This is a genomic window from Mesorhizobium sp. B3-1-9, assembly GCF_006439595.1.
Taxonomy (GTDB): Bacteria; Pseudomonadota; Alphaproteobacteria; order Rhizobiales; family Rhizobiaceae; genus Mesorhizobium.
This window is the reverse complement of record NZ_VFTJ01000004.1, coordinates 265,030-287,085: the sequence shown is the minus strand read 5'-3', so window position 1 is coordinate 287,085 and position 22,056 is coordinate 265,030. Positions and strand designations below refer to the sequence as shown.

Sequence of the window (22,056 nt, the reverse complement as noted above, 5' to 3'; positions counted from 1 at the left end):
TGGCGGTCAGCACATACAGCTTGATAGCCCGAATCTCTCAGCAAAACTATGAGCATTCAGGAACCATCCAATGACACCGGTGCAGGATTTATTGCCAGTGGCTTGTCGAGGGGCCCGCTCGGAGGGGGCGACTCGGACGGCGGCATCACAACGATCTTCGTTCAGTTTTGCAGACCTTATCACTCGATCAAGGTCTGATCGCGGAATTAAAGAGGTACCACCCCGAAGATCAGCATCGACACGCCGCCCCAAGACCACTTGGCTGGATAATGCCGCCACCGCCACAAGCCGGAGGTTTCCCAACTACGAACATCAGGAGCACTTCCTCGCATCACCGGCTGGCGTGGCCCCATGGTCGCATCGAGGCCCATCTGCCGCGCCGCAATATAGTCGAGGTATCCTCTTTTGGTCACGGTCGATTATCCGGTCCTCGTCATTTCGCTTTAGGATTGGTGAGCGGCGGTGACCATTGCAATCGCATCCTGGTCAAGCCCTCGTTACGAGGGGGGCATATGAAAAGTATCTCGAAGTACATTTCATTGATAACGCTCATGATCGTCTCGTGCGACACGAGTGGTGGAGGCGGTGGGTCGTCGCTGCCCCCGCCAGCTGGGTACACTACCAGTCAGCTGATATTCGAGGATACCTTCACCGGGCACTCGCTCGATTCCACGAAGTGGATACCTGCGATCGCGGACCAGAACGGTATCTGGCAGCAGAGCGTGCCGTCGCCGTACTCCGCGATGAACGCTGGCGGGTTCGACGCCGAGTACTTCGACCCGGCTCAGATCAGCACTGGTCCATCAGGCTTGAAGATCGTTGCGACGAGAAGCAACCGGTTCGCGGGGTACACGTGGAAGTCGGGCGCTATCTGCACGCACGGCAAGTTCACGTTTGCCGGTGGCTACGCCCAGATACGCATGAAGCAACCGGACGTCAGCACTGGCGGATGGCCAGGCTTCTGGCATCTCGAGGGCGGGGCCGAGATCGACACGCAGGAGGGCGGGTTCCTCAGCAGCTCCGTGTCGGCCAACGCAGTGCTGGCAAACGCTTTGTTGGCTGCCACCAACGAGCAGCGGTTCTTCGATGCTGGTGTGGACCTGTCGGCCGGCTATCACGTCTGGGGCATGGAGTACATACCGGGCGTGTCAATCAAGTTCTATTTCGATGGTGTGCTCAAGCGAACCGTCACTAAGAACGTGCCGGCCGGTGCCATGACCCTGCTCATTAGTCTGAGTATCGCCAACAGCAGCGCGTCTGGCTGGCACACGGCCTACGACAGTTCGACGCCGGCAACGCTCGTACTGGAGGTGACCGACGTTCAGGTCTACCGCCTGAGCATGGACCGACAGCATTGAGGCTTGACGACACGAAGGTGAGCGTTACGCACCGCTCGACAGACCGGAGCAGGAACTAAAGCGCGTCGCGCTGAAGCGGATTCCACAGTACACGACTCATTGGGTTTTGATGGTCTTAGGGAAAGTGCTGAGCCATGCGGTTAGCGCGTTTTGGGGTGAGAAGTTGATCCATGCCCTGAGGGCGTCTAGTCCGATGCGGAACCATGACTTTTCGCGTCGGCCGTGGGCCTTTCGCTTGATGGCCTTCATACCCATGGTTTGGGTTGCACATCGATAGGCCCATGTGATTGCGATGGCGAGAATGGCTGTCAGGGTATCGATCTTGTCTGGCGCGGTCATTCTGGTGTCTTCGATGTTGAAGCCGCGGGTCTTGGCATCGCCGAACAGGCATTCGACGGCCCAACGGCTCTTGTAGGCTATGATGGCGGCCTTGGCGTCCTGGCTGTTGGTCATGACGATGAGCCATTCGCCCTGCTGGCCTTTTCTGCCGTCGATCCATTTGGCAGCGAAGGATAAACGGACGGATGCAGCCGGCAGGCCGGCCTCAAGCGTCGTGACGCTGCGGCTCTTGCGGCGCTTTCTCAGCAGGGTCTGGAGTGTCCAGAGCTTTCCATCGGCCAGGGCGACGCACTGGCCGACCTTGACGCGAATGGCAAACGGGACCTTGTTTTGCATCAGGAATTTGACCCAATCGGCGCCGATGAACTCGCGGTCGGCGAGCAGCAGTTCGATCGAAGCCGCGCCGAACAGGTCGAGATAGCGCCGCATCAACTCGATGCGCTGGTGCGTGTTGCTGTTGCCCTGGTGGTCGAGCACCGTCCACAGCAGCGGTACGCGAAAGCGTCGCGTCACGATGGCCAGCATGAGAATGTTGATGTCCTTGCAGCCGACCTTCCAGCTGGTGCGGTCGAGCGCCAGGCATTTGGGCCGCGACAGGTTCAGCATGCGCACGACGAGCTGCGCGACGAGTGCCTGATCCAGCCGGATCGACTGGAAGAAGCGCTGCAGGCGGCGATAGTTCGACCCGTGTTGCGCGGCCCCCGGAAACTGGCTCGCCACATGGCTCAGATTGACCGTGCGGCCTTGAACCATGCCGATGATCAGAACCGCGAGTGTTTCCAGGCGCGAATTGCGCAGTGCAAAATGACGGCTTAGGGTCTCGATGAGGGCGGTGTGAATCGTGATCGGCATCGGCGGATCCTTTTGGCGAAGAATCCTCCAATCAAATCACTTCAAGCCGTCCTCACCCTTGCGTCGTGTACTGTGAGCGGATTCAGGCGACGCGTTTTAAGGCTTTGTTTTCATGCATGTCGTTATCGCAAAATCGCTGCACACTTTTGCGCGACATGCATTAAGCGGCGAGCGGCGGGACGGGCCGGCGCAGCAGCTGCAAGCCGTCGGTGGGCGCCGGATCGGCGCTCCAGACGTGACGTGGCTCCTGGCGGGGCCTGCATCGACAGGTGCTCATACCACTCAGCGCCGCCTGAGAGCGGTTGGGAAAAACAGCCGAAAGACCCCATCAACCTGCCCGCCGTCCGAAGAGCCCTTAACGCAGCCCTCCTACAATCAACGCCAGGGAGCGATGTCCCCATTGGGCTCACGACAACGACGCGACCACCTCCAGCATCACCTCCGTCGCGCCGCCGGCGATGGATAGGACGCGTGCATCCCGCGCTATGCGCTCGATCGGACTCTCTCGCATAACGCCCATAGCGCCGTGGAACTGCACGCATGCATACAACACCTCGTTGACAAGTTCGCCGCAGATGGCCTTCAACATCGAGATTTCGCGCAGGCAGTCGTCGTCCGCCGCCATGCGCCAAGCGGTGGCATAGAGAAACTCACGGCTTGCCTCCACTTTCGCAGAGAGCATCGCAAGACGTTGACGGATCGCCTGCATGTCCCACAGGACGCCCCCGAATGCGCGGCGCGTTTTTACCCAGGAGAGGGTCATATCGATCGCGGCCTCGGCCATCCCTGTCGCCATGCCTGCAAGAACAAGGCGCTCATTCTGGAAGTTGCGCATTATGGAGTAGAAGCCCTGTCCCTCCGCGCCGAGCACGTTCTCGGCGGGGATGCGGCAACCGTCGAAGACGAGCTCCGCCGTATCGGAGGAGCGCCAGCCGAGCTTGTCCAGCTCGCGGGCGACACTGAAGCCTGGCGTCCCCTTTTCGACGAGGAACATCGTGATCCCGTGGCTTCCTGCCGAGGGATCAGTCTTGGCTGCGACGCAGTAGAGATCCGCGTGAACGCCATTCGTGATGTAGAGCTTCGTACCGTCGAGCACATAGGAGTCGCCATCTCGCAGCGCACGCGTGCGGATGGCCTTCACGTCCGAGCCCGCATCCGGCTCCGTTATAGCGACCGCGGTGATCACCTCGCCGCTGATAATGCCCGGCATCCAGCGCGCCCGCTGGGCTTTGGTGCCGTCGTGAAAGACATACAAGGAAGCCATGTCGGCATGGACCAGCATTGCATCGGCGACGCCGCCATAGGTCGAGCGCCCGAGCTCCTCGGCGAAGACCGTTGATGCGACCGCGTCCATCTCGGCACCACCGTACTCGGCAGGGTAGCGGATGCCGAAGAAGCCGAGCTCGCCCATGCGGCGCAGGATCGGACGAGGAATGAATCCGTTCTCTTCCCAGAGATCCGCACACGGCTTGATTTCCTCATCCACGAACCGGCGCACTTGGTCGCGCAAGAGCTCATATTCCGCCGCCATCCAAGGCAGTCCGGATTCTCGTGCCGATACCCAAGCTTTGTCCATCATCTTCATCCGCTCTGCATGCGTCCAATGCAAAGGCACCGCCTGGATTGGTGCCCAAGGTCGGGGGCATTCCGGCAAGCTAGAGTTCGACCTCCTCTCTCGGTCCCTCCGAGAGTGGGGAGCCTTTGGAATTTGCCATCCAACGCATTCCGTCGATCACTTCCGCCAGTTCGGCGAGCGTCGGGCGCTCAAAGAGGTTGCGAAGCTGCACGTCGACGCCGAAGATCTTCCGCATGCGCGACACCGCCCGCATCACCAGGAGCGACTCCCCGCCCAGGCCGAAGAAGTTGTCGCGACGGCCGATTGCCTCGACCTTAAGGAGATCGCACCACAGCGCGGCCAGCGTCTTCTCGGTCTCCGTCAACGGGGCGGCGAATTCTTGCGCAGGCTGGAAGTTTTCCGCGATCGGCTCGGGAAGCGACGAGCGGTCGATCTTGCCGTTGGACGTGAGCGGCATCCGTTCGAGGCAGACATAGTGCGTCGGAATCATGGATCCTAAGAGCTCTTCGGCGAGGTGCGCGCGCAGGTCCGCGACGGTCAGGGGTTTCGACGAGACATAGTAAGCCACAAGTCGCGCGATGCCGTCTTCGGCCGCTAGCGGTTCGACATCGCCCATTTGGACCATCGTTGGTGTCGCTGGTGTCGTCGTCGAGTTGGCGATGGCGATGACAGCGCATTCCTGAACGTGTGGATGCTTGAGAAGCCGCGCTTCTATCTCGCCCAGCTCGACACGTGCGCCACCAATCTTCACCTGATGATCGGCGCGGCCGAGAAAGTCCAGGCGCCCTTCCGAGTTCCAGCGGGCGAGATCCCCCGTCTTGTACAGCCGCAGCTTCGAAAACCCATCTCTAGGATCGGGGACCGTAAGGAAACGCTCGTCGGTCAGGTCAAGGCGATTGAAATAGCCTCTCGCGAGACCGTCGCCGGCAATGAACATCTCACCGATGGTGCCGGAGGCGGTGGGCTGATGTGCTTTGTCGAGGACGTAGATGCCCGCATTGGCGGCCGGAACGCCGATCGGCACCGATGCGGATTGATCCCGGTCGATGTCGAAACGGTGAATCATGCAGCCAACCGTGGCTTCGGTTGGTCCGTACTCGTTGTAGATTTCGATGGGGTGGGGGATGGCGTTCGTGATATCGCGAGCCAATTCAGTTTTGAAATCCTCGCCGCCCACGATGAACTTGCGCAGCCTTGTGGTCTCGAGATTGCGGTCGCGGATCATCGCGAGATGCGCCGGCGTCAGCTTCATGATATTGACGGCATTGTCGTCGATGACCTTGAGCACGACCATGCTCTGGACTCCGGGATCACCGAGATAGACCACGATGCGGCCGCCGGTGACGAGTGGCGTAAAGAGCGTGGTAACGGTCAGGTCGAAGGCGAGGGATGAAAAAAGGGGCCATGCGTCACCTTCGCTGGAACCGTATACCCGAGCGGCCCACCAGATGTAGTTCACCAGGCTCCGGTGCTCGATCACCACGCCCTTGGGCGTGCCGGTCGAGCCGGAGGTGAAGATGATATAGGCGGCGCTGTCCGGAGTGGCAGCGGACGGTCGGGTCGAGTCCGGCTGAGTCAAAATCGACCCGAAATCGGCGTCGAGCACGAAAATGTCTGCAAGGTTCGGGGAAATGACGGATTGAAGGCGCGCCTGTGTGATCGCCACCGGCGCCCGCCCGTCGGTCCCGTTGGCAATGTCCTTCAGGATCGTTGCGAGACGCCCCTTGGGCGTTGCCGCATCCACCGGCACATAGGCCGCGCCGGACTTCAGGACGCCCAAGATCGCGACGACGACCTCAATGGAATGCTCCATGAACACAACGACAATCCGACCTGGCCCAGCGCCGGTCGAACTTAGATGCGTGGCCATCTGGTTGGAGCGTTCGTCGAGCTGCCGGTACGTCAGCATTGCGTCACCGAAACGGATCGCTTCGGCGTTGGGACTACGCCTCGCCTGGTCGCGGAAGAGATCGATGACCGTCCTGTCCGACGGGTAGGGCGCCGCCGTGGCGTTGTACTCGACAACCAGCGCCTGATGTTCAGCATCTTTCGGCAGGGGAAGTGCTACGCCCTTCGCCACGATAGGTAGGACTTCATTCATGAGATACGCTCTCCATTGCAGAAATCAAAAATCAATCACGTCAATCGCTCAGCCCTTCGGGTTGCCTGGCGATAGAGCTCTGCGATGGCAGGTGCGTCCGGCTCCTCCAGCATACGGCTATCGTTGCAGTCCTCGGGCCCGAAATAAAACTCGGCTTGGGGCATCACTCGAAGCCATTGGCGCGGCGCCGCACCCGATCGCATCCAAGCCTTGTTCGGAAGGAATATGCATACTCGACCCGAATACGGGGTGGGGATGTACCGCCGCAAAGCCGTGATCGCCGTGGATTTGAGTCGAGCTCTGCTCGCCAGCACCGGATCTGCCGTGACAGGCTCTTTGCTTTTGCGAACGGGGGTCACGAGGGCGCCGACGCGCCCGCCAAGGTTCCCGAGACGCCTGCCGAAATACCGGAGACGAGCGCCGAATGTCGGCAGCTTTGCTATCTCTCGCAGAAATGAATCGGCGGTGCGACTGGCAAAGAAATATAGCTGACGCGGCAATTCCTTAAAGATGATGGGGTGTAGGGGGCCAAAGAGCGCCATGCACGGGACCTCCGCTCCGCGTTGACGCAGGATTTTCGCCAGCTCGAGAGCGGTTGCAGCGCCGGAGCAGTAACCGGCGATGATGTACGGACCGGTGGGCTGATATGCGACGATCTGGCGGGCGAAATACTCCGCGATATCTTCGACGCGTTCCATCGGTTCGCTCTGCCCATCGAAGCCAGACGGTTGGAGTGCGTAGAACGGCTGATCGCCACCCAGGTGCTTCGACAGGTCCGAGAATGAGAAGGGCGCCCCGATATGCCCGGGCACGGCATAAATGGGCGTGCGTGTTCCGCGAGACTGCAGGGGAATGATTGCTGGCTGTTGCCGGGCTGCAGCCGTGGCCATGTTCAGAAACGCGATGATTTCGCCCTTCCGGTTACGCAACTGGTCGGAAGACTCGGCAGTCAGTGAGCCAACTGGGGCGTTGCAGCGCAGCCGGTCGCCCTCTACCCAGACCTTGATGTCCTTGACCGCGAGGTCTGCGAGAAGCTCCGGGATCTGCATCAAGTCCGCCGACATAGGGCCTCTCGAGTTGGTTGACCTCCTCGCTTATCCGCAGTGCATCGTAGGTGAATGATGGCATCGCCGACATTTCAATTCCGGACTACCACTCAATTCCGGACTGCCACGGTCCCGATGTACCCGGGTTTCGGTACGAACCTATGGACAGCCCAATCCCTTTCCTCCCAAGAAAGGGGCTGTCCTAAACCGCATCCCAAGGCCTTGGAGATAGCCTCCAGCCGGGTCCAGCGCCGGAGGAAACCTTCCAGCCGGCCTTGCGGAGCAAGGGCGGTGTAGGACCCGTATTCGGAGGCGGAAAAGCAGAGCGCTGCGATCTCGTCCGCTTCGGGCACCGGCAGAACTGCCTCGATGTCCACCCCGACCTCCTCCCTGGTCGAGAGGGCGACGACCGCGACATCTCCGGATCGTGAGACGCTGAAGCGCAAATCGCGAGCAGGCATGCGGTGCGAGAGGCGGGGTTTGCCCAGGCGTCCATATTCCAGTTCGATGTCGGACGGCAAGATTCCCAGTTTGGAGGCGAGGAGCCGTCGCAGCAGCCCACGGGTAGCTTCAAAGCGGCGGCGGTCCCGCTCCAGTCTCAACCCCTCGGCGCGCCGACGTTCCTCTTCGTTGAGGCAAACGCCTATCTCGCGGATGACGTCCTGCTCAGCATCGAGCATGAATGCCAGGACCTCCAAACCATCTTTGTCGAGAACCGGCATTATGATCCCGGGTCTCAGCCCGACTTTATCCAACGAGTTTGAGGGGGGCGGTGCCGGCTCCACAAGAGGCTGACTGACGTCGAATCTGGGTCGAATTGATCGATGTCCCGGCCGAGCCGAGACAGCGTGAAAATTCCAGCTCGCGCCAAATGCGCCATGGCGATCGTCCCCGCCCGCGCCGGAAAGTTGGATAAAGTCGAGCACGGGGCAGCACTCAGAAGTCATACGTGGATCCCGATCGCTGGGAACGCTCGTTCATGCGGAATCCCGATGAAACAATCACGTAAGAGCGAAAGCAAGGAGCGGCCGGTGGATATTTTGATGTATGGATGTGCTATAAAGACCCAGACATGCTGCTGCTCGCGAGGGGTCTGTCGAGGCGAAACGGCCGAACTTATCTTGATACCTATCTTGACGATGAACTCGCGCCCCATTGATCTCCTGCTCTGAGGAATAAGGCTGCTGGCCAAAGAGCAGTTTACTTGGATGCGGAATGCGTCAGATCAAAGCAATCTCCGCTTCGCTTGCGATGCCACCGTCAGTTAAGGTCCAATTCGGATTACCTCTTCTGACTGATTGATCGGCCATGGTGGCTACGCGGCCACTTGGAATCTATGGCTCCAGCGGTAGGAGTCGAACCTACAAGCCTTCCGGCGTCGCATCAACAGTGCGGTGCGTCTACCAATTCCGCCACGCTGAAACATAGATTAGACAAATCCAACCTCTCCTTTGTCCTCGCCTGCCGAACCTGCCGATCGATGGTCCAAGAGCCTGCCCAAAAAACTTGATACAAAGTGGCAACTCCTATTTTGCTCGACACTTCAAGCCGCGGCCTGTCTCATGCGAGTGGCAATGGTCCCTAGCACCCGCTTGGCACCGCGCAGCTTTGCCTCGATGCGGCGCTCTGGACTGTCTCTGCCTATTGCGATCCACGTCAAAGGATGCTCGGCATTGGCCAGGTGTGACTTGTGCCCGGCGGCGCCTGCCAGAAAATCGTAGCCGCGCTCCCCGCGTCCGAAGCTGTCCTCAATGGCCAGCACATGGCTGACAAGCCCGGGTTTGAGTCGGCCGTCGCGCTCAAACAGAAAGCCGCTTTGATAGTTGAGAACACGACCGTCATGCACGAAATTGTACAAGACTCCAATTGTCTGATCCCCAGCTAGCGTCCGTGAGATGCGGACGGTCCCCGTGGGAACTCCGCGCGCAATGAGGTCCTCGTGAAAACGACGGAAGCTCGGATTGGCAAAGGATCCCTTGTGTCTCCACCGCGCCTGATGAAGCTCGGCGAGCAAATCAAACGCGGCGAGCGCCTCCGATGTCGCTTCCAGCGTCCGGAACTCAATGGGGCCGCGTTCCGCATATAACCGCATGGCACGGCTTACCGCTTGGCGAGTATTGCGGCCCAATGTGGCGCGGTAATTTCCGCCTTTCTGCCGGACTTTGGCGAAATCAATCCACCGTGCCGTATCTTCCGCTTTGACCTCGGTAAGGAACCCAGCCCGACCCGCGGTGCGACAAGCGGCCAACTCGAAGTCCGGATCAATTCCGGAGAGCACCAGCTGGTCGGAGTAGCGCAAGTGATGTGCCAAAGCCTCGAGGCATGCCACTCTGGTGGCATCGGCCAAGGATCGCTCCGCAAGAATATTGTTGTACTCGATGAACAATCGATCGAAATGAACGTCTCCGGTTTCATTGAGCAGCCAACGCGCTCGCGCATGCGGCCCGAAACTCCACGCCCTCCGCCGGCAAATAATCGCCAGGCCGACGATCTTGCTTGACGTCCGAGCGACTAAAACGTGGGGTTGCGCCCCCGCCGGGAGATGCCGCAGCCAAGTTCCGATCCAAAGCCAGGACAGATAGAATGAGTGAGTTGCTCGCGCTTCGAGCTCCTTCCAATCGGTCTCAAGTTTCGCGATGTTCTGCAAGATCTCCACGCTAACGTCGATGACCGTATCCTGAGGCATGGCAGGCTCGTCTGAAGCAACACGATAGCGCTTCGCATCGACAACCGAGATGTCGCCAGATTCTGACATGCCCCCGTCTTTCAAATACTTTGCCAATAGAATAGTTTCAGGCCAAAACATTGAAGCAAGGCCAAAAACAAACGACTAAGGCCGTCGCTAGAGAGGGCAGCTTCGGTCTTCGACGCCGTGCCATTGGCTAAATACTTCGCCAACGCCCCACGTTATGATTCCAGCGGGACGCGCCCTGGATTACTAGCGTTGCGGCCGCCGGAGGCGAATTGCCATGTCCGGGGCAAAATCCTTTGCCAGGCATCAATTCGGACTAATCACCTGATCCGCCAGCACGCGGCCAGGCCCTACGTCGTTGAGAGTGCTCGCGGCCGGCAAGCTGTCGCCGGTCGGCGACGAGGTTGGGACCGGCGAACCGGCTGGCTCTCCTGGCTGGCTTTCGCCCACGATGATGTTGACGAGGTCACCTGGCCGCAACAGGGTCATCCCGGCGGACTCGATGCTGACCGGCCCGGCTGTCGATTGCCGCACGATTTGATAGGTCACCCTGTTCGCGTTCGTCGCGAACTGGGCCGCAAACTGGGCGCGGGTCACCGGCAACGTGTACAGGATGCCTTCGCTGGCGTTCAAATCGCGTACATTGGCCGCGATCTGGCTCTCCGTCGTCTCAAGCTCGACCTCCAGATCGTTCCTGAGGTCGGCACGGGTTTGCAACACCTCAGCCTCCAGCGAAGCGACGCGCTGCTTGGCGCTCGCGTACTGGTTGCGGGCGTCCCGCCGACGCTGTTCCGCGTCGGACAACTCGCTCTGGGCCTGGTCCATCATCGTCACGTTGAGAACTTTGCGGTCCACGAGCGTGCGCATACTGTTGACGCGCTCCTGGCGCAGTTTGACGAGTTCGTCGAGCGATTCCATGTGTCCATACGCGACGACATCCTGCTTGGCCGCCTCCAGCGCAGTCAGGGTCGCGCGTTCGCGATATTTGCGGGCCATGGCGAGGGCACTACGACGGTCGCTCTGCTCATTGACGAGGTTGGCGGCTTCGACCGCGCCGGCCAATTCCAGCAACTGGGACGGGATCTTGGGCGCCGTACCGTCGCGCTCGGCCTCCAGGACCGCCCCGCGCGCGAGCAGTTTCACCATGGCGTCGATCGCCCCGCTCCGCTTCTGGGTTTCACGCACGGCTTCGATCTTCTGCCACGGCTCGCTCTGGCCCTGGTTCAGTCCGCCGGCGAGCGCGATGGCGTGTAGGATCGTCATGCCGGGCGCGTACTTGAACGAGCCTGGATTCTTGACCGGCCCCAGCACGTAAATGGGCGAGCGCTCCAGCGACACGATGTTGACCAGCCCCTTGCGGCCAAGCAGTTGTTCGAAGGTTTCCACCAGGTCGGCCTGTACTTGTTGCGCCGACCGGTTGGCGACCGCAATGGAGCCAAGCAAGGGCACGGAAATCGTGCCGTCCTCCTGGACGGTATATTCGCCGCTCAGTTCCGGACGCTGCAGGATGCCGCCCAGCGCCGAGCCCGAGGACGCGCCCGCCCACTTGTCTTCCTCGACGTCGACTCGCTCGTAGAACGCGACCTTGAGGCGATCGCCGACGCCGAATAGGCCTCCTGTTGGCACGTCTGGCGCCATGCCGAGCGTTCTGGAGCGCTCGGAATTGGTGGCGACGGCAGGGGCGGCGCTCCTTTCGATCAACGCTGCGGTAGACGCATCCGGTCCCGTGCTGAGAGTTTTGGAGCGCTCGGTACTGAGGACGGTAGGCGCGGCGCTCGGTTCGATCAGAGCGGCGGCCAACGGCACGATCGCGCGGGAGGGTTCGGCCGTGGCTTGGGCCGGTTGATCTTGCCAGCTGTCGATAGCAGCAGACACCTTCTGTGCCAGAATTCCGGAGACCTCCTCGACCTTCTGTGCCAAGGTTCCGGAGACCTCCTCGACCTTCAGCATCACGGGTCCGGAGACCTCCTCGACCTTCTGCATCACGGGGCCGGAGACATCCTCGATGGCCTTCCAGTTTCTGATCGCGCCTGCTCCCAGGGCGGCGACGCCAGAGAGCCCCATGACAAACAGGACGCCTTTCATGCCGCTCCGGGCCAAATGCGACGAGGAGGAAGTGACGGGTTCGGAGTTGTATTTTGTATCCATGGCCATGGCGTGTGTCTTTCGCTTTTTCAATGGTGGCCATCCCGTCCCGAACTGGTCGAGCCGAGCAAGGCTCTGCCTTATCGTGACCCTTCACCGCCAGCGGCACAACTATCCCTTTGTGGGCACTCCTTCGGGATAAACACCGCCTTGCACAAACTCGTTCAATGAGCAGATTACCGCGCCGCAGGAGAACCTCTTTGACGGGCAAACGAGACAAGGCGATCGAACGCAGCGAAGAACCGGAAATATTGGTCTATCGACGGAGCGTCTCGAACCGCCTGCGGCCCCAACATGCAATCGCAGGACGGCTGGGCCATCTCCAATTTCATCGTCCAAGCCTTGGAGAACGGGCCGATCACCATCCACGGCTCCTGGCCGCAAACCCGATCGAGGGTTTCGGGTTTGAGAATCCGGATAGATCTCGACGATGCTGCCCTAAGCCTAAAGAGGGTATTTTGGCGCCTAAAGAGGGTATCTTGGCATGGGGGTTTCGTGGCGTAAGGTAATATAGGCTGAAAAGAAACCATGGCGGTTGGCGCGTCGAGTGCCGGGTTCGTACATCAAACGGGCCATAAGAGAGGTCGAGCGCCACAGATCAGAGGAAGGCTGCGATGACAAGACAATCTTTTATAACAGTGCTTGTGGGAACGAGCGAGTTACTACGAGAGGGTCTTATTCGAATCCTCGATGCAGAAAAGTTTCGTATTCTTTCCTCTGCAGACTGTGTTCACGATCTTCTGCAGAAGCCACTTCCCCAGAACCGATCCATCTTGCTCATCATGGATGTCGGCGGTACTGATGCCAACGCTGGATTCGCACAAATTGCAGACTTTAAAGCAATTTACCCGACCAGTCATGTCGTTGCGCTAGCCGATAACTGTCGATCGAACGATATAGTTTCAGCCTTTCGTGCGGGAGCTGACGCGTATTTGACAAAAGCCGCTGCTCGCGAAACCTTCATCAAAACCATCGAATTGGTTATGCTTGGGCAGACGGTGCTGCCTGCAGAAACGTCGATGTTTATTCAAGATATTTGGCCTAGCATGAAATATGATGCGGCACATGATTTGGCAAAAGTGGCTCTTAAAACGGAGGACGAGGAGACAGAGTTGTCGGTTTTGTCAAATCGTGAAAAGAATATTCTTCATTTTTTAATCGAAGGGGAGTCTAACAAAATCATCGCGCGCAAGATTGACATCGCCGAAGCTACGGTGAAGGTACACGTCAAGGCCATCCTTCGAAAGATACGGGTCCGCAACCGTACTCAGGCTGCAGTTTGGGCGATGAATCATGGCTTGCTCATTCCCTCCGCCGGCAATGGCCTGTCAGGGAATGAAAAGATCGCAATTCAGCCCTCTCATGATCCGCAAGAGCTAATTGAAGCGCAAAAGGGGTACCGCTTTCTCGAGAGCACTCATCCGATGTGATCGCCTCCAGGTTGCGGGAACCCGAGTATTTCGCCATGGCTCTCAGCTCGGGCAGGCCAAATTCTTTGGCAGTTAAATTCTCTCGCGAAAAACTAACGGTGGATCATGAGCGAAAGCGCTTGAACTCGCCCGACGATCTGCTAACAAAAATTTGTATGTCTCGTCGGGACATTTTACAGCGAAGACATTACGGAAGCAGCCCATTCAAAGCTAACAGATCTCACTATCCTTCTTTGAAGTTGAGGGGATGCATTAAGGTGGGCAACGCAAAAATTGCTCCTGGATTTTCGCTCAACGAAGCCCGAATTGGAACGGTCGAGGGCGGAGAATCTGGGCTCCTGGTCTGGAAATTCGACCAACTGGTTGCAGTCCTTACTCGGATCGACGAGGAAGCCTACTCCACAAAGGGCAAATGGTTCCTCGAGACAGGCTTCGGGTTGCTGAGCGGTCAGCACAAGAATTTCGATACGATCGAGGAAGCCGTAAGCTGGGTGGGCAGACATACCTTCCCCTAATGCCCTTGATTGATCAGCGGATTTCCGCAACCCGGCGCGCGGTTAGCTTCCGGTGGCCGAATTTGGCAAACGCGGCCTGAAGGTCGACCATCGCTCGGTCTGCGAATTCGTGCACGCCGCACAAAAAAAGGCGCTGACTGCAGCTGAGCAGGATCGTGTTGACGCGGCGCGCCGGCGGGCGCGGTAGGTCCAACATCAAGAACGGGTTGATCCCGCCCGCCTGATGACCGGAGGCAATTTCACTCCGCTCCAATCACTGCAACGAGGTCCCTCGACTTGGGATCGTCACTTCCGCATAGTTCCTTCCGTGAAGAGATCGTTGACCTTGTAGGCGACTTCCGTGCGGTTGGTCGCCTTCAGTTTCTTCATGATGTTTCGTATATGCACCTTCACGGTGCTTTCACGCAGGTTCAGCTCATAGGCGATGATCTTGTTCGCCTTCCCGCGACGGAGCGCTTGGGCGACCTCGGTTTGCCTTAGAGTGAACATTCTCGACAAAGGCTGCGTGTCGCGGCTGTCTGACTCGATCAGATGCCGCATGGAGAGAACGCTGCTTGCAGGGACAAAGATACCTCCGGCTGCAGCAAGGTTGATCGCTTCGACACACACATCGATACCGACTGAGGTCGGAATGTAGCCTCGTGCGCCACATTCGAGAGCTGCCAATATCTGTGCAAGGTCCTCATTGTCCGCCAGGACAACTACGGGGATCGATTTGAACTCAGACGATATGCGCCTGATCTCGTCTGCCGTGGCATGATCGGCGGCCTTCCGACCGCCAAGGTTGAAGAGTATGGCGACCAGGGGAGGGGCTGAGCCCTTCTTCATGCGCCATTCTTCGATTGAACCCATGGCGGCGACCGCCATGCCGAGTTCGTGGTCTACGAGGGCCGATGCAAGGCATTCTCGGTCCAAGGCCCTTCCATCCAGTATGAGAAGGCATTGCTCATGACGAGCATTTTCGGTTCCGTTGCTCGAAACCGTTGGTTGATTCATAGAGTTGTAATTAACCAGTCCAGCTGAGGAGCTCATACTACCAGCCCTTTTGCATACCAGCCGCCTCGCGCGGCCGACTACCCCTTATTCTAGAATTTGGAAAAGCAATCCCACCCGTCCAGTTTAAGGCTGGATCGCTTCATTCTGACCACACAGCAGTTCCCGCCTACCCAGCGAAGAACTGCTAACGTTACTCTAGGGTGAGATTATTAGCGGTCGCTAACCTAGGTTAATTTTTAGTAAAATTCCAAATAAGCGAAGCCGACCAGGCCTTGAAGACGCTGCGCCGCTGGTTCCCAGGCACGCCGTTGTGCCTCCTGCTTGAACCGAGGAGGCAATCGCGGGAGCATGCTGGATCCGCCAGAAGATCTAGCTGAGGTACTCTTTCTCAAATCCGGCCGATTTTACGAGGTTCTTGCGGTTAAGAATCTCGACATGGCCAGCCTTGAATGAGACGAGACCGGCACTGCGGAGCTCCCTCAATGTCCGGTTCACGTGAACGGGGGTCATTCCGAGGATGTCCGCCAGCTCATTCTGAGTGAGAGGGCAGTCATACTTCCCGTGGGCCGACAGGCCAACGTTGGAGAGCCTTTCCTCCAATTCGAGCAGGAAATGGGCGGTCCGGCTCATTGCGTTGCGCCGCCCGACATTCACCAGGTGCTCGGCTAGAATGGCATTCATCCGTGCCAGGGAGTGGGCAATCCTGCTGCCGAAGCTAGCTTCGGACATGATTCCCTCGACCAGGGCCTTCCTTGGTATTGGATAAACGGTCACATCCGTTATGGAGGCTAGCGAAGCGAACCGGGGCCCGTCCACGGAGCGGAAGCCGACAATGTCTCCCCAAAGGGGAGTGTCGATGATCTGCCGTTCTCCGTCCGGCAACCCGCGGTAGAGCAGGGTCCAGCCTGACTTTACAATGAATATCGTATCGTCGTCGTCATCCTGGCGACATACGATCGAATGGGGTTTGTAGGCTCTGGCGGCAACACCGAGAAAATCGTTGTTGGCCCACTCAGTCTTCGACCATGTCCCCCCAACCGGACGTGGGCCTATGAATTGCGACAGCGTCTGCATGGAGATCCCCAGTTTCTCCAACTCTACCACAACCTACAATAGATAATTCTTGAAAGCCAGATGTGAGCGACTTCACAGTGAGCTGGGTATGGTTGCAATGCCCGACGGAAAAGAACTCTTCTCCGACGTCTGCAACGCCGCTGCGACTTCGAAGTTCCGTATCAGCCCCCCACGGTGGAGAAATCGAAGGCCGATGTCTTCGCCGGCGATAGTGCGGCCTTCAGGCGAGGCGGCATTTACATCCGCCTGGCTTGCGCATTTCGCGTCCAAACGCGCATTTGGCCGTTTGCAGAAAGTTGCAATTGGGAATTCGCCCGCCGAGCCTCGAAAATGTGAGGTCGGCAGGCCAGCTACTGGGCCGCCGCAGCCGCTGTCTTCGAATGCATGATAACGTTTTGGTCTTCAGGCGTTCCCCTTGGGGGCGGCCTTGCTCAGCCATTGAGGATCGAGAGCCGTATCGTCGGGATCGGTGGGGGCTTCGAAGGCATCGATCAGCGTTTTTGCTGCCCTGCCTGCAAGGTGGGATTCTGCGTACCTGGCTTGGACGGCCCGAGCGCGGTCGTAAACTTCTTTGAGCTGCCGGACCTCCTTGGCTCCCAACGTCTCACGCATAATCTGCCTGGCCATACCGTTTCCCCTTCTTGCGTTGAAACGCCAAGCAAATCGCCGTCTTCGTCTATCAGCACCGCCCTGCGCGCCCGAAGAGATGGCCAACTTTGGCAGCAACCTGTGATCACCGGCAAAACCAACCCGCCCGGTCTCGTCAGCCAGTTCCTCGCGACTTTTGGCAAGCATCTTTTCGCGCCTAGCGCCCAGACGGCCGATCCGAGTGAGAATAGAGTTTACATGGTGGCGAAGTCTCCGGGCATTCGCCCTGACTAAGCTTTAATGCTTACCGCCGGGCCTGCCGTACACGGGTTCCTTCGGAAGGAGTATCTGCGGCCATCCTTCTGCAGCGGGATGTCCAGCTACGTCCTTTGGCTCCCGGCGGCGCGGCGGAAAGAAGCAGGGAAGCGAGGAGAACCGACATCGCATGACCATGTCACTGTATAGCGGCGGCTCCGACCGCTCGCCTTGGGTTGATGCGCTACAATAATCTCGGCAACGCGATCGAGCGCACGCTCGACAAGCAGACAGCATGCCTGCACCCTTGAGGATGCAGAAGCGGGATTCCTCAAGCCATGTCTCGCCGATAGATCATCAGCTGGTTCTCGCCTTCCTGCATGATCCCACCCCACTGATTGCGAACGACGAAACGCAGGCGAAGGACTGCGCGGGCCGGATTGCGCGTGGTCCGCTTGTCCGCGACCGTTACCTCCGCTTTGATGGTGTCGCCGGCGAACACCGGGCCTGAAAACCGCCACGTCCAGCCGAGCGACGCTACCGCCCTGAACCGGGCGACGGCATTGTTCTTCAGTCCATCGACAAGAGACAGCACGAGCAAGCCATGAGCTACACGGGCCGGGAAGCCGTGCCGCCGCGCCGCCACGTCGCTCATATGGATTTCGAACCGGTCACCGGTCATTTCCGCGAATGCCTCGATGACAGTTGCCGTTACTTCTCGGGAAGGCGTTTCGAAATGGTCGCCGATCTCCACGTCTTCGTAGCTCAACCCGAAGCCTGTGAGCGATTTTCCCTTGGGCTCGACACTCATGCCGGCACCGGAGCATCCTCTCGCAACAGTCCCTTCTTCTTCAGGTCCTTCCAGAAATCGCCCGGGATAGAGTAGCTGAACCAGGAGAGATTCTGCTCGAGTTGCTGGACGGTGCGGGTGCCAGCGCAGAAGGAGGGGATGGCCGGATGCGCTACCACGAACTGCAAGGCGGCGGCCGGCAGCGGCACGCCGTGTGCGCGGCAGACCTCTTCGATTTTCGCGACTTTTTCAACGATGTGGCTTGGCGCGGGTGAGTAGTTGTACTTGGCGCCGGGAACGGCACCCGTGGCCAGGATGCCGGAATTGAATCCCCCGCCGACGAGCACCGCCGCGCCACGTTCGACGCAAAGTGGGAGAAAAGCGTCCAGGGCCTGCTGTTCGAGAAGCGTGTAGCGACCTGCCAGCAGGAAGCAGTCGAAGTCGCGCTGCTTCAGGGCTTCGTGGCAAACCTCCCATTCGTTAACGCCAACGCCGATCGCCTTCACAAGGCCTTCCGAACGCAGCTTCTCCAGCGCCTTCCAGCAGCCATCCATCGCCTGCCGGAAGACCTCCGGCTGCTCGTCCCCGCGGGTGAACCGATCGATGTCGTGGATAAAAAGCATGTCGATGCGTTCGAGGGCCAAGCGCTGCAGCGAATCCTCGAACGACCGCATGGTGCCGTCGTAGGAGTAGTCGAAATTCATGGTGTTCGGCGCGGCGTTCGACCACGGCGCGAAGTCGATCTGCGAGCGCTTTGCCGGTTTCAGCATCCGGCCCACCTTGCTGGCGAGGACGAACTCGTCGCGCTTCTTCCACCGAAGCGAATGCCCGGTTCGCAGTTCCGAGAGGCCGTGGCCGTACATCGGCGCGGTGTCGTAGAAGCGCACGCCCGCATCCCATGCGGTCTGGATCATGGCATCCGCGGTCTGCTCCTCTATGGGTTGAAGGAAATTTCCGATCGGAGCGGTTCCGAACGCGAAGGCCGTAACCTCGAGCCCGGACCGGCCGAATACACGCTTGCCAGACGGCTTCATGATATCCTCCATTAGTAACCATCTGGTTATTTATATTTAAGTTCACGCGACGCCGCAAGCACTTGATCACGGCAACGCCTCGCGATGCAAAAGTCCGCCGCTTGACGTCGGCGGCGATTCCGGCATAGTAGTAACTAGATAGTTACATACGGAGGTCGACCGTGCCGCTGAGCGAAACGCAGCAGCAGGTGCGCGAGATGGCGCGCCAATTTGCCGAGGATGTCATTCGTCCGGTTGCCGAGGCGCTCGATCGGGATGAGCGCTTTCCCGGCGAGATATATGAGCAGATGGGTGAGCTCGGTCTTTTCGGGATAGGCGTCCCGGAGGCCATGGGCGGCCCCGGCTTCGACACGCTTACCTATGCGCTGGTGATGGAGGAACTGTCGCGCGGCTATGCGTCCGTCGCCGATCAATGCGGCCTCGTCGAACTGATCAGCACCTTGCTTGTTCAGCATGGCACCGAGGCGCAGCGGCAGCAGTGGCTGGGGCCTGCGATGCGCGCCGAGAAGAAGGCTGCCTACTGCATCACCGAGCCTGAAGCCGGCACCGATGTTTCCGGGATACGCACCACCGCAAGGCGCGACGGGGACGGGTGGCGACTGAACGGCGGCAAGATCTGGATCCACAACGCACCGGTCGCCGACGTCGGTTTCGTGCTGGCGCGCACCGACAAGCATGCGGGCCATCGCGGCATGTCGATCTTCATCGTCGATCTGCATGCCAACGGAATAGAGCGCGGGCCGAAGGAACATAAGATGGGTCAGCGGGCCAGCCAGGTCGGCGCGCTCAATTTCAACGACGTCGTTCTGGGTCCTGAAGCGCTGCTGGGAGAAGAAGGCCGCGGCTTCCACATGATGATGAGCGTGCTCGACAAGGGGCGTGTGGGCATAGCCTCGCTGGCCGTCGGCATTGCGCAGGCCGGGCTCGAGGCAGCGGTCGACTATGCCCAGCAGCGGCGTCAGTTCGGCAAGCCGATTGCCGACTTCCAGGGCGTGCAATGGCTGCTTGCCGACATGGCAAAGGATATCGAGGCGGCTCGTCTGCTCGTGCGCAGCGCCGCCGAGAAGATCGATGCGGGGGAAAATGCAACCAAGGCCTGCTCGATCGCCAAATGTTTCGCGGGAGACATAGCCGTGGCGCGCACCGCCGATGCCGTGCAGGTCTTCGGCGGTTCCGGCTACATACGCGGTTTCGAGGTCGAGCGCCTCTATCGGGACGCCAAGATCACGCAGATCTATGAAGGCACCAACCAGATCCAGCGCATGATCATCGCCCGCGAACTCCTCAAGCATGGAGCCCGGGCGTGAGTGCCGGATCGCGCCATGCGGCTTTCGTCACGGGATCGAGCCGCGGCATCGGGCTTGCAGCGGCATTGCAGCTCGCACGGCGCGGATTCGGCGTGGCGCTCAATGGCCCGGCCGACGACGAGGAATTGAAATCCGCCGAAGCCGCGGTCGCCGCGCTCGGCGTTCCGGTCGCGCGCATCGCGGGCGATGTCGCCGATCTGAGTGCGCACGAAAGCATGCTTGACGCCGTCGAGGCCGCCATCGGGCCGCTGTCGACGCTGATCAACAATGCCGGCGTGTCGGTCATTTCGCGTGGCGATCCGCTCGATGTGACGGAAGAGAGTTATGACCGCTGTCAGGCAATCAACACGAAGGCGCAATTCTTCCTGTCGCAATGCTGGGCCAGGCGGCTTGTCGCCCGCAGGCGCGATGACGGCCGCTTCTACAGCCTGATCAACGTCTCCTCTTCCAATGCCACGGCGGTGGCGGAGACCCGGGCCGAATATTGTGTATCGAAGGCGGGATCTGCCATGGTGAGCCAAGTCTTCGCGGTCCGCCTTGGCCGCGAGAACATCGCCGTCTACGACATCAGGCCTGGTCTGATCGAGACGGCGATGACCACGGCGGTCAGCGAAACCTACCGACGCCGCATCGACGAGGAGGGGCTGACATTGATCCGCCGCCTCGGCAAGCCGGAAGATGTCGGCCGCGTCATGGCGACGCTCGCCACAGGCGAGCTGCCATATACGACCGGCCATGTCATTGCCGTCGATGCAGGTATGTTGGTGCCGCGGTTCTGACTGCGCAGCGCCAGGGAGAACGCCATGATCATCCAACTGCCGGACACCACAGGCAGACTTTCCGATTATCGGCTGCAGGGCAAAGCGATTCCGGCCACGCGGTTGCCTCCCGATGCGCCACGCACCGTGCTGTCGGCGGCCCATGTTGTGGCGGATCCTTTCAGCGTGAGCGATCCCGGCGGCCCCGCCGCCATCGACTGGAAGGCCACGATGGCATTCAGGCGCCACCTCGACGGGCTCGGCCTCGGCATCGCCGAAGCAATGGACACCGCGCAACGCGGGATGGGTCTCGACTGGCCCTCGGCTTTGCAGCTCATCCGCAGGACCAAGGAGGAGTTGCCGGACGCACTCGTCTTCAACGGCGCCGGCACCGATCAGCTCGGACCGGCCGATGCACGCTCGCTCGACGATGTCCGCCGAGCCTATTTCGAACAGATCGAGGTCATACAGAAGGTCGGCGGCAGGTTGATAGTCATGGCCAGCCGGGCGCTGGCGGCCGTGGCGCGTTCGCCGGACGACTACATATCGGTGTATCGCGACGTGCTTGCGCGCTGTGACCGCCCGGTGATCCTGCACTGGCTGGGAGAGATGTTCGATCCGGCCCTCAAGGGCTATTGGGGGGCTGACCGCTTCGAGAATGCGCTCGAGACGGTGTTGGCGATCATCGGGGACAACATCGCCAGGATCGACGGCACCAAGATCTCGCTTCTCGACAAGGAGAAGGAAATCGCGATGCGCCGTCGTCTGCCTGCCGGCGTTAAGATGTATACCGGTGACGACTTCAATTATCCGGAGCTGATCGCGGGCGACGAGAAGGGCTTCTCGCATGCCCTTCTTGGTATCTTCGATCCTTTGGCGCCGGCCGCCGCCTACGCCATCGACCGGCTCGGTCTGGGCGATACCCAAGGGTTCCACGCCACGCTGGATCCGACCGTACCGCTCGCGCGGCTGATTTTCCGCGCGCCCACGCAATACTACAAGACCGGGGTCGTTTTCCTTGCCTGGCTGAACGGCTTCCAGGACCATTTCATCATGCTCGGAGGCGCTCAGTCGATGCGGCCGCTGCCCTATTTCGTGGAGGTGTTCAAGCTGGCCGACGGATGCGGTCTTCTTGGAGATCCCGAGCTCGCAGCTGGGCGCATGCGCAAGCTGCTTGCCCTTTACGGTCTCTGATCGGCG

At 59.8% G+C, this 22,056-nt stretch carries 18 protein-coding genes, 1 tRNA gene and 2 pseudogenes; 8 read left to right on the top strand and 13 right to left on the bottom strand.

Features of this window, described 5'->3' with window-relative positions; all coding sequences use genetic code 11:
- Positions 1 to 512 precede the first annotated feature (512 nt).
- Positions 513 to 1,358: a glycoside hydrolase family 16 protein gene (locus FJW07_RS09850; RefSeq protein ID WP_181167090.1), complete on the top strand. Its 846-nt coding sequence runs from the start codon at positions 513 to 515 to the stop codon at positions 1,356 to 1,358.
- 96 nt (positions 1,359 to 1,454) lie between these two features.
- Here FJW07_RS09850 and FJW07_RS09845 read toward each other — a convergent pair whose 3' ends face one another.
- From FJW07_RS09845 to FJW07_RS09810, 8 genes are all read right to left on the bottom strand, one after another.
- Positions 1,455 to 2,549, bottom strand: a complete 1,095-nt coding sequence (locus FJW07_RS09845) for an IS4 family transposase (protein ID WP_140856083.1) — start codon at positions 2,547 to 2,549, stop codon at positions 1,455 to 1,457.
- Positions 2,550 to 2,955: 406 nt separating this feature from the next.
- The gene (locus FJW07_RS09840) at positions 2,956 to 4,134 is read right to left on the bottom strand and encodes an acyl-CoA dehydrogenase family protein (RefSeq protein ID WP_140856081.1); all 1,179 of its coding nucleotides are present in this window, start codon (positions 4,132 to 4,134) and stop codon (positions 2,956 to 2,958) included.
- A gap of 70 nt (positions 4,135 to 4,204) precedes the next feature.
- Positions 4,205 to 6,226 carry a non-ribosomal peptide synthetase gene (locus tag FJW07_RS09835; protein WP_140856079.1) on the bottom strand — a complete coding sequence of 674 codons (2,022 nt, stop codon included), beginning with the start codon at positions 6,224 to 6,226 and terminating at the stop codon, positions 4,205 to 4,207.
- Between the two features lie 35 nt (positions 6,227 to 6,261).
- Positions 6,262 to 7,290 carry a thioesterase domain-containing protein gene (locus tag FJW07_RS09830; protein ID WP_140856077.1) on the bottom strand — a complete coding sequence of 343 codons (1,029 nt, stop codon included), beginning with the start codon at positions 7,288 to 7,290 and terminating at the stop codon, positions 6,262 to 6,264.
- Between the two features lie 92 nt (positions 7,291 to 7,382).
- A complete protein-coding gene (locus FJW07_RS09825) occupies positions 7,383 to 7,994 on the bottom strand; it encodes a 4'-phosphopantetheinyl transferase superfamily protein (RefSeq protein WP_246680725.1) in 612 nt (203 codons plus the stop codon).
- Positions 7,995 to 8,609: 615 nt separating this feature from the next.
- A tRNA-Asn gene (locus FJW07_RS09820) sits at positions 8,610 to 8,694 on the bottom strand.
- Positions 8,695 to 8,815: 121 nt separating this feature from the next.
- A complete protein-coding gene (locus FJW07_RS09815; protein WP_246680724.1) occupies positions 8,816 to 10,078 on the bottom strand; it encodes a GNAT family N-acetyltransferase in 1,263 nt (420 codons plus the stop codon).
- Positions 10,079 to 10,270: 192 nt separating this feature from the next.
- Positions 10,271 to 12,118 (bottom strand): polysaccharide biosynthesis/export family protein, encoded by a 1,848-nt coding sequence (locus tag FJW07_RS09810; RefSeq protein ID WP_140856073.1) that lies wholly within the window; start codon positions 12,116 to 12,118, stop codon positions 10,271 to 10,273.
- 276 nt (positions 12,119 to 12,394) lie between these two features.
- Here FJW07_RS09810 and FJW07_RS32035 point away from each other — a divergent pair.
- From FJW07_RS32035 to FJW07_RS32030, 4 genes and pseudogenes are all read left to right on the top strand, one after another.
- Positions 12,395 to 12,502, top strand: a pseudogene (locus FJW07_RS32035) (SDR family NAD-dependent epimerase/dehydratase); the annotation flags it as partial.
- Between the two features lie 221 nt (positions 12,503 to 12,723).
- The gene (locus tag FJW07_RS09805; protein ID WP_140856071.1) at positions 12,724 to 13,539 is read left to right on the top strand and encodes a response regulator transcription factor; all 816 of its coding nucleotides are present in this window, start codon (positions 12,724 to 12,726) and stop codon (positions 13,537 to 13,539) included.
- 257 nt (positions 13,540 to 13,796) lie between these two features.
- The gene (locus FJW07_RS09800) at positions 13,797 to 14,054 is read left to right on the top strand and encodes a hypothetical protein (protein WP_181167072.1); all 258 of its coding nucleotides are present in this window, start codon (positions 13,797 to 13,799) and stop codon (positions 14,052 to 14,054) included.
- A gap of 52 nt (positions 14,055 to 14,106) precedes the next feature.
- Positions 14,107 to 14,238: pseudogene (locus tag FJW07_RS32030) on the top strand (IS630 family transposase); the annotation flags it as partial.
- A 101-nt stretch (positions 14,239 to 14,339) separates the two neighbouring features.
- On the opposite strand, the gene FJW07_RS09795 reads toward FJW07_RS32030, so the two are convergent.
- From FJW07_RS09795 to FJW07_RS09775, 5 genes are all read right to left on the bottom strand, one after another.
- Positions 14,340 to 15,050, bottom strand: a complete 711-nt coding sequence (locus FJW07_RS09795; protein ID WP_226891962.1) for a response regulator transcription factor — start codon at positions 15,048 to 15,050, stop codon at positions 14,340 to 14,342.
- A gap of 369 nt (positions 15,051 to 15,419) precedes the next feature.
- A complete protein-coding gene (locus FJW07_RS09790) occupies positions 15,420 to 16,124 on the bottom strand; it encodes a Crp/Fnr family transcriptional regulator (RefSeq protein WP_140782688.1) in 705 nt (234 codons plus the stop codon).
- 402 nt (positions 16,125 to 16,526) lie between these two features.
- Entirely contained in the window at positions 16,527 to 16,919 is a 393-nt protein-coding gene (locus tag FJW07_RS09785) for a hypothetical protein (RefSeq protein ID WP_140782687.1), read from the bottom strand.
- Between the two features lie 379 nt (positions 16,920 to 17,298).
- Positions 17,299 to 17,778: a MaoC family dehydratase gene (locus tag FJW07_RS09780; protein WP_140782686.1), complete on the bottom strand. Its 480-nt coding sequence runs from the start codon at positions 17,776 to 17,778 to the stop codon at positions 17,299 to 17,301.
- The gene (locus FJW07_RS09775; protein WP_140653935.1) at positions 17,775 to 18,791 is read right to left on the bottom strand and encodes an aldo/keto reductase; all 1,017 of its coding nucleotides are present in this window, start codon (positions 18,789 to 18,791) and stop codon (positions 17,775 to 17,777) included. Before FJW07_RS09775 ends, FJW07_RS09780 begins: the two co-directional genes overlap by 4 nt.
- 161 nt (positions 18,792 to 18,952) lie before the next feature.
- Between FJW07_RS09775 and FJW07_RS09770 the strand changes: the two genes are divergently transcribed.
- The 3 genes from FJW07_RS09770 to FJW07_RS09760 are packed head-to-tail and all read left to right on the top strand — an operon-like array spanning position 18,953 to position 22,050.
- Entirely contained in the window at positions 18,953 to 20,098 is a 1,146-nt protein-coding gene (locus FJW07_RS09770; RefSeq protein WP_140643787.1) for an acyl-CoA dehydrogenase family protein, read from the top strand.
- A complete protein-coding gene (locus FJW07_RS09765) occupies positions 20,095 to 20,877 on the top strand; it encodes a 3-ketoacyl-ACP reductase (RefSeq protein ID WP_140653938.1) in 783 nt (260 codons plus the stop codon). The genes FJW07_RS09770 and FJW07_RS09765 overlap by 4 nt, the downstream gene beginning before the upstream one ends.
- A 24-nt stretch (positions 20,878 to 20,901) precedes the next feature.
- Complete coding sequence (locus FJW07_RS09760; protein WP_140856069.1) at positions 20,902 to 22,050, top strand: dihydrodipicolinate synthase family protein; 1,149 nt, start codon at positions 20,902 to 20,904, stop codon at positions 22,048 to 22,050.
- The last annotated feature ends 6 nt before the right edge of the window (positions 22,051 to 22,056 follow it).